The organism is Sphingomonas sp. IBVSS2, from assembly GCF_002127225.1.
In the GTDB taxonomy this organism is placed as follows: domain Bacteria; phylum Pseudomonadota; class Alphaproteobacteria; order Sphingomonadales; family Sphingomonadaceae; genus Sphingomonas.
The window spans coordinates 435,404-447,592 of record NZ_NFUR01000003.1 but is presented as its reverse complement, the minus strand read 5'-3'; the positions used below and the strand labels follow the sequence as shown (position 1 = coordinate 447,592).

Genomic DNA, 12,189 nt, shown 5'->3' with positions numbered 1-12,189 from the left:
CGCGTCAGGCCGGCGCGAACGCCCCGTCCGCGTCCATCACGTGCAATACGCCATCGGCGATGGCGAAATAGGCACCGTGGAGCTTCAGCCTGCCTGCCGCCACCCGCTCGGCGACGAACGGGAAGGTCATCAGGTTGACCAGCGACACCCGCACTGTCTCCAGTTCCAGCGCGCGCACCGCCTCGGGCCCGGTGCCGTGCTCCGCGACGATTCGCTCGCGCGCTGGGTCGAGCATGTCGACCCAATGGGCGATGAAGCCGCCCTGGCCGTTCGGCGCGCCCTTGAAGCGTTGCGACAGGGCCGCCGCCACGCCGCCGCACGCGCCATGCCCCAGCACCAGTATCTCGGGCACTTCGAGCTGGTTCACCGCGAACTCCAGCGCGGCGGAGACGCCGTGGCGGCTGGCATCGTCCTCGAAGGGCGGCACCAGGTTGGCGACGTTGCGCACCACGAAGATCTCGCCCGGCACGGTGTCGAAGATCTGGGCGGGGTCGACTCGGCTGTCCGAACAGGCGATCACCATCACCCGCGGGCTCTGCCCCTCGCTCAGGCCCGACCACCGGTCGCGATGGCGGCGATACTCGCTGGTCCGGAAACGCTGATAGCCGTCGAGCAGGTCGGTGAAATCGGTCATGGCCGATGCCCTAACGCCCGCGCGTGCGGCTGCCAAGATTTGTATCGAACTGTTGCTCGGGCCTTCGATTGACGAAAGTGCAACCGGGGCTGGAATCGCCGGCCGACCCGCTCTATCTGGCCAGCATGAACGATCTTTCGCCGCAGCCTCGCCCCGAACGCCAGCGCAAGCCGGACTGGATCCGGGTGAAAGCGCCCACTTCGGAAGGCTTCGCCAAGACGCGGGCGCTGATGCGCGCGAAGAACCTCGTCACCGTGTGCGAGGAAGCGGCTTGTCCGAACATCGGCGAGTGCTGGACCAAGAAGCATGCCACGGTGATGATCCTGGGCGACGTCTGCACCCGCGCCTGCCGCTTCTGCAACGTCAAGACGGGCATGCCGCGCAAGGTCGATCCGCTGGAGCCGCAGCATGTGGCCGAGGCCGCCGCGCAGATGGGCCTGGAACATATCGTCATTACCTCGGTCGACCGCGACGACCTGCCGGACGGCGGCGCGTCGCAGTTCGTCAAGGTGATCCAGGAAATCCGCAAGGCCAACCCGACCACGACGATCGAGATCCTCACGCCCGATTTCCGCAACAAGCACGAAGCCGCGGTCGAAGCGATCGTCGCCGCCCGGCCGGACGTCTACAACCACAATCTCGAGACGGTGCCGAGGCTCTACCCGAACATCCGCCCCGGCGCGCGCTATTATGCATCGCTGCGCCTGCTGGAGACGGTGAAGCGGCTCGATCCGACGATCTTCACCAAGTCGGGCATCATGCTCGGCCTGGGCGAGCAGCGCCTGGAAGTGCACCAGGTGATGGACGACATGCGCTCGGCCGACATCGATTTCCTCACCATGGGCCAATATCTCCAGCCGACGCCGCGCCATGCCAAGGTCGAGGAGTTCGTCACGCCCCAGGCCTTCCAGGCCTATGGCGCGATCGGCCGGGCCAAGGGCTTCCTCCAGGTCGCCTCGTCGCCGCTCACGCGCTCCAGCTATCATGCCGGCGAGGATTTCGCCGAGATGAAGGCCGCGCGCGAGGCGAAGCTGGCGAAGGCTGTAAAATGAGCGTCATCCCGGCTTTCGCCCGGTTGACGAACTGAGTTCGATGCCCAAGCATTCCGAAACGCGCCCGCTTCCCTATACGCCGGAGCAGATGTTCGACCTGGTGGCGGACGTCGCGCGCTATCCCGAGTTCCTGCCCTGGGTCAGCGCGATCCGCGTGCGCTCGAACAGCGATACCCAGATGGTTGCGGACATGATCGTCGGCTTCAAGGGGCTGCGCGAGACCTTTACTTCCAAGGTCGAGAAGCAGCGTCCCGGCGGGCTGCACATCGAATATGTCGATGGCCCGCTCAAGCACCTGAGCAACGACTGGGGCTTCCGTCCGGACGGGCAGGGCGGCTCCCTGGTCGACTTCTCGGTCGACTTCGCCTTCAAGAACCGGGTGTTCGAGATGCTGGCCGGCCAGATGTTCGACCGGGCACTCCGCAAGATGATCAATGCGTTCGAGGAGCGCGCGGCGCGCCTCTATGGCGATTCGACGTCGGCCTCGGGCGCCGAGGCGCCGGGCATCAGCAGCTCGAGCGCGCACAGCGCCGCCTGAAGCCGCACGCCGGCGCGGCCGTTATTCTCGAAGTGGCGGGCGTCCGCCACGATGTGATCGGGATCGGCGCCGCGCATGGCCTGGGCGAACACCACCGTGCCCACCGGCTTCTTCTCGCTGCCGCCATCGGGACCGGCGATGCCGGTGATCGCCACGGCGACATCGGCATGGGTGCGTTCCAGCGCGCCCCGCGCCATGCTCCACGCGACGGCGATGGAGACCGAGCCGAACGTCTCCAGCACGTCGCTGCCCACCTTCAGCACGTCGTGCTTGGCTTCGTTGGAATAAGTGACGAAGCCGGCGTCGAAGACGTCCGACGAGCCGGGAATCTCGGTGAGCGCGGCCGAGACGAGGCCGCCGGTGCAGCTCTCGGCAACGGCGACGCGGCGGCCGGCGGCGCGATTGGCGTCGAGCACCTTGCGCGCGGCGGCGACCAGCTCCGGCGGGAGAATCGTGTCCATAGGGGCGGGCCTTTGCCACCCTATTGTTGCCGACGCGAGTCAGTTCGTTCCCGGAAGGGGCCGGACGCCTTTGCCTTCTCCCCGTTCCGGGAGAAGGCCGGGGAGAGGGGGAGTATGTGGCAGCGAGCCTTTCCCGATCGTCATCCCGGCGAAAACGGGGATCTCGGGCAATGGCGCACGGAAAAGCTGTTCGTTCACGCGAAGGCGCGGAGAAGAAGAGGATGGTTCGCGCAGAGGCGCAGAGAGGCTTTGCTCCCGGCTGGTTCCAGCGCCGCGGCAGCGGCAGGTGGTTCCGGAAGCGCTGCAATGGCGTGCGCCGCTAGCGCGGCGCGAGACACCTCTGCGCCTCTGCGCGAACAAGAATCTCCGCGCCTTCGCACGAAATCGAAAATGTCCAGGACGAGCGGTTGAGCCCCCCAAGGGCGGGAGGGCTTCAGGCGGCCGGCACCCGCACCGTGGCGATCGCCTGGGCCGCCATGCCTTCGCCGCGCCCGGTGAAGCCCAGCCGTTCGGTCGTGGTCGCCTTCACGCTCACCGCCGATACCGACAGCCCCAATATCCCCGCGATGCTTGCCCGGATCGTCTCCCGGTGCGGCCCGATCTTGGGGGCCTCGCAGATGATCGTCAGGTCGATGAAGTCGATCACGCCGCCCTCGGCCGCAACCAGCGTGGCGGCCTGTTCCAGGAACCGTGCCGAAGCCGCTCCGCGCCATTTCGGGTCGCTGGGCGGGAAGTGCATGCCGATATCGCCCGCGCCGATCGTGCCGAGCAGCGCGTCGGTGATCGCATGCAGCGCGACATCGGCGTCGCTGTGCCCGGAAAGCCCGCGCGCATGCGGCACCAGCACCCCGCCCAGCCAGAGTTCCTCGCCCTCGGCGAAGCGGTGCACGTCATATCCGGTTGCGGTCCGCACGCGCATCGCGGCGCCGTGCCGTGCCTCGGCCGCGGCGAAATCGGCGGGGTGGGTGATCTTCTCGAGCATCGCGCTGCCTTCCACGATTGCGACTTCCATTCCCAGCGCGCGCAGCATCTGCGCATCGTCGGTCGCTTCCTCGTCTCCGGGCCAGGCGGCATGGGCCTGCGCTATGGCGGCATAGCGGAAGGCCTGGGGCGTCTGCACGCGCACCAGCCCGTCGCGCGGAACGGACGCTCCGGAGGCGGAGACGAGCGTGTCCGCCACCGGCAGCCCAGGAATCGCGCCGTCATGCGTCTCCAGCGCCACCAGCAACCGGTCGATCACCGCATGGGGCAGGAAGGGGCGGGCGGCGTCGTGGATCAGCACCCGATCGGCTTCCTCCAGCGCCGCCAGCCCGCTGGCCACGCTCTCGCGACGGCTCGCGCCGCCGACGGTGAAGGGCGCATCGCCCAGAGCCGCGCGCAGGACTTCCTCCTGGCCCTGGCCTATTACCACCAGCACCGTGTCGATGTCCGGATGGGACGTCATGGCGGCGTGGCTATGCGCCAGCATCGGCTTGCCGGCCAGCAGCGCGAACTGCTTGGGCATGCTGCCCCCGGCGCGGGTGCCGTTTCCTGCGGCGACGATGATGGCGGCGGTCCTCATCGTCTGCCGCCTAGCGCATGGCCCGGGGGGCTGCCACCATTTGATTTGATCGAGCGCTGGCCTAGTATCGACGCGAATCGGAGGCATGGATGCTCGTCCTTACCGCGCTCGCGTTTCTCGCCCAGGAAGAGCCCGATCAGACGGTCACCACCGCACCGCGGCCGATCCATGGCGAGCCCTGGATCACGGATCGCGACTATCCGCCGGAAGCGGGCCGCAATCGCGTTCGGACGACCGTCAGGATTGCACTGCAGGTGGGAGAAGAGGGGGAAGTGACGGGCTGCAGGATCATCCGATCCGGCGGCACGAGGCTGCTCGATCACGAGACCTGCCGGCTTGTGTCGAAGCGCGCACGGTTCACGCCCGCCATCGGTCCTGCGGGCAGTTTCACGGCCGAGTACCAAACCACCATCCATTGGCCGCCGCGGGCACGCCGCTAGCCAGGGACTCCGGGGGAAGGGGGCATGCCGTGCTCGGTGCCGCGGTCGTGCATCCCGGTCCGGCGGGCCGCCCGTTGGCGTGTGGCTTTCCCCAATGCAGGAAATCCTCCACGAGCCTCAGGGCTCGGCCTCCCCTTGCGTTGTCCGGCCATCGAAATTCGCGCGTGCCTTTGCATGCGGGATCGGCGCGTCGGTCGCAAATCAGGGCGAGACGGTGCGACTTCCCCGTCCGAAGCCCCACTTGCCAATCGCCGCTTGTACCTGTAGGCGCCTCTGCCTATTTTTCAGGCAGCATCATGAGTGAACTCGCCCCCATCCAGATCGGCCCGGTAACGGTCGAAGCGCCGGTGCTGCTCGCGCCGATGACGGGCGTGACCGACCTGCCGTTCCGCCGCGCGGTGCGCCGCTACGGCTCGGGGCTGAACGTCACGGAGATGATCGCCAGCGCGGCGGCCATTCGGGATACGCGCCAGTCGATCCAGAAGGCCGCCTGGGATCCGATCGAGGAGCCGGTGTCGATGCAGCTCGTGGGTTGCTCGCCGCCCGAAATGGCCGAGGCCGCCAAGCTCAACGAGGATCGCGGCGCCGCGATCATCGACATCAACATGGGCTGCCCGGTCCGCAAGGTCACCAATGGCGATGCCGGCTCGGCGCTGATGCGCGACCTGAAGCATGCCGCTGCGATCGTCGATGCCTGTGTCAAGGCCGTGAAGGTGCCGGTCACGCTCAAGATGCGAATGGGCTGGTGTCATGACAGCCTCAACGCGCCCGAGCTGGCGCGCATCGCCGAGGACCTGGGCGTGAAGATGGTCACCGTCCATGGCCGCACGCGCAACCAGATGTATCGCGGCTCGGCCGACTGGAGCTTCGTCCGCACGGTGAAGGACGCGGTGTCGATCCCGGTGATCGTCAATGGCGATATCTGCTCGGTCGAGGACGCCCGCGAGGCGCTCCGGCAGTCCGGCGCGGACGGGCTGATGATCGGGCGCGGCGCCTATGGCAAGCCGTGGATCCTGCGCCAGGTGATGGATGCGCTGACCGGCAAGGGCGAGCGCGCCGATCCGAGTATCGACGAACAATATCGTGTTATCATAGAGCATTACGTTGAGTCTCTCGAACATTATGGTGAGATGACCGGCGTCAACATGATGCGCAAGCATCTGGGCTGGTACACCAAGGGCCTCACCGGCTCGGCGGAGTTCCGCAACAAGGTCAACCAGATAGCCGACGCCAACACGGTGCTGGCGATGCTCGACGAATTCTACGCGCCGTGGCGTTCCCGCGCGGCGGCCTGAGGCGGCGTCCGGCACCGGCTCTCGGGCCGAACTTCGCCGAGACGTTCGCCGCCCTGCCGGTCGCCGTCCTCGTCATCGATCCCGACGGCCGCATCGCCCATGCCAATGCGGCGTGCGAGGCGCTGCTCAACCATGCCGAGACGACGATGATCGGCCAGCCCTATGACGCGGTGCTGAGCCCGCCCGACGGCTATGTCGAGCGCCGCGACGGGCACGGTTTCGCTGCCTTCGACACCGAGATTGAGGCGGTGCGCGGCCCGCGCGTCCGGGTGGACTTCGTCGAGAGCCATGTCGCTGATCATCCGGGCTGGCGGATCGTCACGCTCCACCACGCTCCCCAGTCGCGCCGGGTGGCGCAAGGGGCGGACCGCACCGCCGGGGCGCGCGCCGCGGTGGGGGCGGCGGCGATGCTGGCGCATGAGATCAAGAACCCGCTTTCGGGCATCCGCGGCGCCGCCCAGCTGCTCGCCAGCTCGGGCGAGGATCGCGAGCTCACCGGCCTGATCACCACCGAGGTCGACCGCATCGCCGCGCTGATCGACCGGATGCAGGATTTCACCGACACCCGGCCGCTCAAGCTCGAGCCGACCAACATCTATCCGCTGCTCGACCATGCCCGCCGCGTCGCGCTGGCCGGGTTCGCGCGGGGGATGGTGATCGAGGAGCGCTTCGATCCCTCGCTGCCGCCGGTGCTGATCGATCCCGATGCGTTCCAGCAGGTGATGATGAACCTGCTCAAGAACGCCGCCGAGGCGCTGGCCGGGCTCGCCCAGCCGCGGATCATCCTCTCCACTGCCTATCGCCACGGCATGTCGGTGAGCACCGGCAGCGGCCGCCCGCGCCAGCCGTTGCCGATCGAGATCCTCGTCATGGACAACGGCCCCGGCGCGCCCGACGATATCGCCGAGCATCTCTTCGAGCCCTTCGTCTCCGGCAAGCCCGAGGGGAAGGGGCTCGGCCTGCCGCTGGTCGAGAAGCTGGTCCGCGATCAGGGCGGCATCGTCCAATATGCCCGCGAGCGCACGCCCGAGATGACCGTCTTCCGCATCCTCCTGCCAAGGGCCCGGGCATGACCGGCTCGGTCCTGGTCGTCGACGACGACAGCGCGATCCGCACAGTGGTGGCAGCGGCGCTGCGCCGCGAAGGCCATGCCGTCACGACGGCAGCCAGCCTGGCCGAGCTGCGCCGCGCGATCGACGCGGCCTTGCCCGATGTGCTGGTCACCGACGTGGTGCTGCCCGATGGCAACGGCCTCGACGAAGTGGTGAGGCTCACCGCCGAGCATCCCGCGCTCCCCGTGATCGTCTTCTCGGCACGCAACACCCTGGCGACAGCGGTGCGGGCCACCGAAGTCGGCGCCTTCGACTATCTTCCCAAGCCGTTCGACCTCGAAGTGCTAGGCCAGGCGGTGCGCAGCGCCATTGCGCGCGGCCGCCACGCCCCCGCGGTGCTGCCCGACGAGGAGCTGAGCGGCGGCTCCGCGCTGATCGGCCGCTCGCCGGCGATGCAGGAAGTCTATCGCGTCATCGCCCGCGTGGTCGCCAACGATCTCACCGTGCTGATCTCGGGCGAATCGGGCACCGGCAAGGAACTGGTCGCCAAGGCTATCCACGATCTCGGGCCCCGCCGCCGCGCGCCGTTCGTCGCGCTCAACATGGCCGCGATCCCGCGCGAACTGATCGAGGCCGAGCTGTTCGGCCATGAGCGCGGCGCCTTCACCGGCGCCCAGGCGCGGGTTGCCGGCAGGTTCGAGCAGGCGGCGGGCGGCACGCTGTTCCTCGACGAGATCGGCGACATGCCGATGGACGCACAGACGCGCCTGCTCCGCGTGCTCCAGCAGGGCGAGTTCACCACCGTCGGCGGCGCCCGCGCGATCAAGGCGGACGTGCGCATCCTCGCCGCCACCAACAAGGACCTGGCCGCGCTGGTCCAGGCGGGGCAGTTCCGGGAAGATCTTTTCTACCGGCTCAACGTCGTCCCCGTCGCGCTGCCCTCCCTGCGCGAGCGCCGCGACGACGTGCCGCTGCTCGCCCGCCATTTCCTCGACCGCGCCGCCGAGGACGGCCTGCCGCGCAAGAGCCTTGCGGCCGATGCGGTGCGGGTGCTCGAAGGCTATGACTGGCCCGGCAATGTCCGCCAGCTCGAGAATCTGATGCGCCGCATCGCCGCGCTCAGCCGCGACGAAGTGATCGATGGCGAGGGGCTGCGCCGGGCGCTGGGCGAGACGGGCTCGATGCCGGTCCAGTCGACTCGCGACGAAGGCATCGAGGCGGCGGTGCGCGCGCGGCTCGAACGCATCGCGATCGAGGAGCCCCGCACGCTCGACGACGGCACGCTCTACGACCGGATCATCGGCGAGGTGGAGCGTCCGCTGATCGAGGCGATGCTGGCCCGTCACGGCGGCAACCAGCTGCGTGCCGCCCGCGCCTTGGGGATCAATCGCAACACTTTGCGCAAGCGCCTCGACACGCTGGGCATCGATCTCGGCCCCAATCGCCCGGATGGTGCCGAATAGCGACAGGCTGAGCGATATTATGTGTTCTTTTTGCCACAATCTCGCTCTAGCTTGCCGGGAATGGATGCCCTCACCGCCGAGCCCCTGATCCAGGCAACGCCGCAGCCGCGGCGGCTGGCGCCTATCCGGATGCTGGAGATGGTGGTGGTGGCGCTGGCCATCGCCACGCCGGTGGCGACTTTCCTGTTCGTCCGCAATTTCGCGCACCAGGTGTTCAATCCCGGCGTCGCGGCATCGCTGCTGCTGGCGAACCTGCTGCCCTATGTCGCGCTGATCGTGCTGATCGGCCGGCGGATCGCCATCCACCGCGCCACCAAGTCGGCGCTGGCCGGCGGCGGGCGGCTCCATGTGCGCCTCGTCGCGGTGTTCACCCTGATGGCGAGCATCCCGATCGTGCTCACCGTGATCGCGGCTTCGGTGATGTTCCAGTCCGGCGTGCAGCTTTGGGGCTCGGAGCGGGCGCGGGGCGCATTCGACGCGACGACCGACCTTGCCAAGGAAGGCAGGGGCCTGGTGGCCCAGCGCTGGGCCACCGAGGCGCGGACCATGGTCGACGACCTGACCGAGCTCTTCCCGAAGATCCCGGCGAATTCCTCGGCCTTCCAGCGCAAGCTGCTGGAGCAGCTCTACTATCGCTCCTTCGACCAGGCGGTGGTGTTCCGCGTGGTCGACGGCAAGCAGGTAGAGGCGATGTACACCTGGGAGGCTCCCCCGGCGAAGATCTTTGCCGCGCGCGTTTCCGGCCAGGTGCTGAACCTCCTGCGCGACGAGCAGAGCTACACGAATTTCGATGCCGAGAAACAATGGGTGGTGACGCCGCTGGATCGGTCGCGGAACATCTTCCTCTACGTCGCCAACAGCGTGAACGTGGGCTTCATGAACCGCCAGAATTCGGGCGCCGACCGGATCGTCGCCGAGTTCAACGCGCTCCAGGCGCGTTCCCGCTCGCTCCAGCTCCAGTTCAATGCGGTCCTGTTCGGCGTGGCGCTGCTGATCGTCAGCATCGCGACCTGGATCGCGCTCGCCGTCGCCGATCGCCTGGTTCAGCCGGTCGAGCAGCTGGTCATCGCCGCGCGGCGCGTCGCCGGCGGCGACCTTGCCGCGCGTGTCGACATTCCGCAGACCGGCGACGAGATCAGCACGCTCGGCAACGCGTTCAACGGCATGACCGAGCGGCTCGAGCATCAGACGGGCGAGCTGCGAACCGCCAATGCCCAGCTCGAGAGCCGCCGCAAGCTGATCGAAGCGGTGATGTCGGGCGTTTCGGCCGGCGTCGTCTCGATCGATGCCCAGCGCAACGTGCGCCTTATCAACGAATCGGCCATCGAGCTGCTCCACCCAGGCGAGCAGGAGCTTGTCGGCCATCCGCTCCGCGAGCTGGCGCCCGAGCTCGACACCCTGCTCGACAGCGGCGACCGCGAGGCGGTGATCCAGCTCGGCACTGGCGGTGATGCGCGCACGCTCGCCGTGAAGGTCACCAGCGACGAGGCAGGCCGGGTGCTCACCTTCGACGACATCACCCAGCAATTGAACGACCAGCGCCGCGCTGCCTGGTCCGACGTCGCGCGGCGCATCGCGCACGAGATCAAGAACCCGCTCACCCCGATCCAACTCGCCGCCGAGCGCCTCAAGCGCCGCTACGGCAAGAAGATCGAGCCCGAGGACGGCACCTTCGCCCAACTGACCGACACGATCGTCCGCCAGGTGGGGGATTTGCGCCGCATGGTCGACGAATTCTCCTCGTTCGCGCGCATGCCCAAGCCGGTGTTCCGCCAGGAGTCGCTGCTCGACATCGCGCGCCAGGCGATGTTCCTCCACGAAGTCGCGCATCCCACGATCCGCTTCGAGATGGACGCGCCCGATCCCGCGCCCGGCCTGATCTGCGATCGCCGCCAGATCGGCCAGGCCTTCACCAACATCGTCAAGAATGCGGTCGAGGCGATCGAGGCGCGTGGGGAGGGGGAGGCGCTGCCTCGCGGCGAGATCGTCATGACGATCGGCCCGGAGGCGAAGGGCAGGATCGCGCTCACGCTGGCCGACAATGGCATCGGCCTGCCGGTCGAGCGCGATCGGATCGTCGAACCCTATATGACGACGCGCAGCCGCGGCACCGGCCTTGGCCTCGCGATCGTGAAGAAGATCGTCGAGGAGCATTTCGGCACCATCGCCTTTTCCGACCGCCCGGGCGGCGGCACGCTGGTGACGATCTGCTTCGACACCGATCAGCTCGCCGAGATGGCGAGCACCTCCGAGGGCGAGGGCGGCGAGGAGCCGCGCCCCGCCGTGCTTACGCGTAGTGGAAGTGCCAAATCATGAGCCTCGATATCCTGGTCGTCGACGATGAGCGCGACATCCGTGAACTGGTGGCCGGTGTCCTGGAGGACGAAGGCTATTCGACGCGCGGCGCGGCGGACAGCGATGCGGCGCTGGAGGCGATCGCGGAGCGCCGCCCCAGCCTGGTGCTGCTCGACGTCTGGCTGCACGGCTCGCGGCTCGACGGGCTCGAGATTCTCGACGAGATCAAACGCCGCGATCCCTCGATCCCGGTGCTGGTGATCTCCGGTCACGGCAATCTGGATACCGCCGTGGCCGCGATCCGCCGCGGCGCCTCGGACTTTATCGAGAAGCCGTTCGAGGCCGAGCGCCTGCTGTTCCTGGTCGAGCGGGCCACCGAGACCGAGCGGCTCAAGCGCGAAGTCGCCTCGCTGCGCGCCTCGATCGGCCGCGAGGAGGATCTGACCGGCCAGTCGGGCGCGATCAACACCGTCCGCGCCACCCTCAAGCGGGTCGCGTCCACCGGCAGCCGCGTGCTGATCACGGGCAGTGCCGGCACCGGCAAGGAAGTCGCCGCCCGGCTGCTCCATGGCTGGAGCCAGCGCGCTTCCGCTCCGTTCGTCATCGTCAGCGCCGCGCGCATGCAGCCCGAGCGCGTGGAGGAGGAGCTGTTCGGCGTGGAGGAGGGCGGAGACCTGGTTCGCACCGGCCTGCTCGAACAGGCGCATGGCGGCACGCTGTTCCTCGACGAGATCGCCGACATGCCGGTGGCCACCCAGGCGCGGATCCTGCGCGTGCTGACCGACCAGAGCTTCACGCGCGTCGGCGGCACCCGTGTGGTCAAGGTCGATGTCCGCGTCGTCTCGGCCACGGCGCGCGACCTGATGAACGAGATCGCGGAGGGCCGCTTCCGCGAGGACCTCTATTACCGCCTCAATGTGGTGCCGGTGTCGATCCCGCCGCTTACCGAGCGGCGCGAGGACATTCCCGTCCTGGTCGAGCATTTCGTCGCGCATTATGCCAATGAGCGCCGCGTGCCGACGCCGGAGATCGCGCCCGATGCGATGGTGGCGCTGCAGAGCTATGAATGGCCCGGCAATGTCCGCCAGCTGCGCAACGTGGTGGAGCGCACGGTGATCCTGGCGCCGGGGGACCGGATCGGCCGGATCGACCTCGACCTGCTGCCTCCGGAAGTGCTGGGCCGCCCGGCCGACAATGGCGGCGCGATGGGCACCAACGCGATCATGGGCGCTCCGCTCAAGGAGGCGCGCGAGAGCTTCGAGCGCGAATATCTCCGCGTCCAGATCCGTCGCTTCTCGGGCAACATCTCGCGCACCGCCAGCTTCATCGGCATGGAGCGCTCGGCGCTCCACCGCAAGCTGAAGCTGCTGGGGATCACCGACAGCCGGGAGGAATAAC

At 68.2% G+C, this 12,189-nt stretch carries 11 protein-coding genes; 8 read left to right on the top strand and 3 right to left on the bottom strand.

Annotated features, from left to right (window positions below; translation table 11 throughout):
- Window positions 1-4 precede the first annotated feature (4 nt).
- The gene (locus CAP40_RS12360; RefSeq protein WP_086129812.1) at window positions 5-634 is read right to left on the bottom strand and encodes a carbonic anhydrase; all 630 of its coding nucleotides are present in this window, start codon (window positions 632-634) and stop codon (window positions 5-7) included.
- Between the two features lie 125 nt (window positions 635-759).
- Between CAP40_RS12360 and lipA the strand changes: the two genes are divergently transcribed.
- Together lipA and CAP40_RS12350 are read left to right on the top strand one after the other, a co-directional pair.
- Window positions 760-1,686 (top strand): lipoyl synthase, encoded by a 927-nt coding sequence (gene lipA, locus CAP40_RS12355; RefSeq protein WP_086130086.1) that lies wholly within the window; start codon window positions 760-762, stop codon window positions 1,684-1,686.
- 40 nt (window positions 1,687-1,726) lie between these two features.
- Window positions 1,727-2,224: a type II toxin-antitoxin system RatA family toxin gene (locus CAP40_RS12350; RefSeq protein WP_086129811.1), complete on the top strand. Its 498-nt coding sequence runs from the start codon at window positions 1,727-1,729 to the stop codon at window positions 2,222-2,224.
- Here the strand turns inward: CAP40_RS12350 and CAP40_RS12345 are convergent.
- Window positions 2,149-2,685, bottom strand: a complete 537-nt coding sequence (locus CAP40_RS12345; RefSeq protein WP_086129810.1) for a CinA family protein — start codon at window positions 2,683-2,685, stop codon at window positions 2,149-2,151. The two genes, CAP40_RS12350 and CAP40_RS12345, sit on opposite strands and share 76 nt — an antisense overlap.
- 433 nt (window positions 2,686-3,118) lie before the next feature.
- Window positions 3,119-4,246, bottom strand: coding sequence for a bifunctional 2-C-methyl-D-erythritol 4-phosphate cytidylyltransferase/2-C-methyl-D-erythritol 2,4-cyclodiphosphate synthase (locus tag CAP40_RS12340; protein ID WP_086129809.1), 1,128 nt, complete (start codon window positions 4,244-4,246; stop codon window positions 3,119-3,121).
- Window positions 4,247-4,335: 89 nt separating this feature from the next.
- Here CAP40_RS12340 and CAP40_RS12335 point away from each other — a divergent pair, with 89 nt between their 5' ends.
- The 6 genes from CAP40_RS12335 to CAP40_RS12310 all read left to right on the top strand — a co-directional run bounded on the left by CAP40_RS12335 (window position 4,336) and on the right by CAP40_RS12310 (window position 12,188).
- The gene (locus CAP40_RS12335) at window positions 4,336-4,686 is read left to right on the top strand and encodes an energy transducer TonB (protein ID WP_086129808.1); all 351 of its coding nucleotides are present in this window, start codon (window positions 4,336-4,338) and stop codon (window positions 4,684-4,686) included.
- A 296-nt stretch (window positions 4,687-4,982) separates the two neighbouring features.
- Window positions 4,983-5,981 (top strand): tRNA dihydrouridine synthase DusB, encoded by a 999-nt coding sequence (gene dusB, locus CAP40_RS12330; RefSeq protein WP_086129807.1) that lies wholly within the window; start codon window positions 4,983-4,985, stop codon window positions 5,979-5,981.
- On the top strand, window positions 5,957-7,054 hold the full coding sequence (locus tag CAP40_RS12325; RefSeq protein ID WP_086129806.1) for a nitrogen regulation protein NR(II): 1,098 nt from the start codon (window positions 5,957-5,959) through the stop codon (window positions 7,052-7,054). Before dusB ends, CAP40_RS12325 begins: the two co-directional genes overlap by 25 nt.
- Entirely contained in the window at window positions 7,051-8,496 is a 1,446-nt protein-coding gene (ntrC, locus tag CAP40_RS12320; RefSeq protein ID WP_086129805.1) for a nitrogen regulation protein NR(I), read from the top strand. Before CAP40_RS12325 ends, ntrC begins: the two co-directional genes overlap by 4 nt.
- 60 nt (window positions 8,497-8,556) lie before the next feature.
- Window positions 8,557-10,812: an ATP-binding protein gene (locus CAP40_RS12315; protein ID WP_086129804.1), complete on the top strand. Its 2,256-nt coding sequence runs from the start codon at window positions 8,557-8,559 to the stop codon at window positions 10,810-10,812.
- Window positions 10,809-12,188, top strand: a complete 1,380-nt coding sequence (locus tag CAP40_RS12310) for a sigma-54 dependent transcriptional regulator (protein ID WP_086129803.1) — start codon at window positions 10,809-10,811, stop codon at window positions 12,186-12,188. Before CAP40_RS12315 ends, CAP40_RS12310 begins: the two co-directional genes overlap by 4 nt.
- Window position 12,189: the final 1 nt, after the last annotated feature.

What these genes read in the sequence shown, in the direction of transcription:
- CAP40_RS12310 (WP_086129803.1), top strand. Translation starts at nt 10,809, where the DNA reads ATGAGCCTCGATATCCTGGTCGTCGACGATGAGCGCGACATCCGTGAA.
- CAP40_RS12315 (WP_086129804.1), top strand. Translation starts at nt 8,557, where the DNA reads ATGGATGCCCTCACCGCCGAGCCCCTGATCCAGGCAACGCCGCAGCCG.
- lipA (WP_086130086.1), top strand. Translation starts at nt 760, where the DNA reads ATGAACGATCTTTCGCCGCAGCCTCGCCCCGAACGCCAGCGCAAGCCG.
- dusB (WP_086129807.1), top strand. Translation starts at nt 4,983, where the DNA reads ATGAGTGAACTCGCCCCCATCCAGATCGGCCCGGTAACGGTCGAAGCG.
- CAP40_RS12345 (WP_086129810.1), bottom strand. Translation starts at nt 2,685, where the DNA reads ATGGACACGATTCTCCCGCCGGAGCTGGTCGCCGCCGCGCGCAAGGTG.
- CAP40_RS12340 (WP_086129809.1), bottom strand. Translation starts at nt 4,246, where the DNA reads ATGAGGACCGCCGCCATCATCGTCGCCGCAGGAAACGGCACCCGCGCC.
- ntrC (WP_086129805.1), top strand. Translation starts at nt 7,051, where the DNA reads ATGACCGGCTCGGTCCTGGTCGTCGACGACGACAGCGCGATCCGCACA.
- CAP40_RS12335 (WP_086129808.1), top strand. Translation starts at nt 4,336, where the DNA reads ATGCTCGTCCTTACCGCGCTCGCGTTTCTCGCCCAGGAAGAGCCCGAT.
- CAP40_RS12360 (WP_086129812.1), bottom strand. Translation starts at nt 634, where the DNA reads ATGACCGATTTCACCGACCTGCTCGACGGCTATCAGCGTTTCCGGACC.
- CAP40_RS12350 (WP_086129811.1), top strand. Translation starts at nt 1,727, where the DNA reads ATGCCCAAGCATTCCGAAACGCGCCCGCTTCCCTATACGCCGGAGCAG.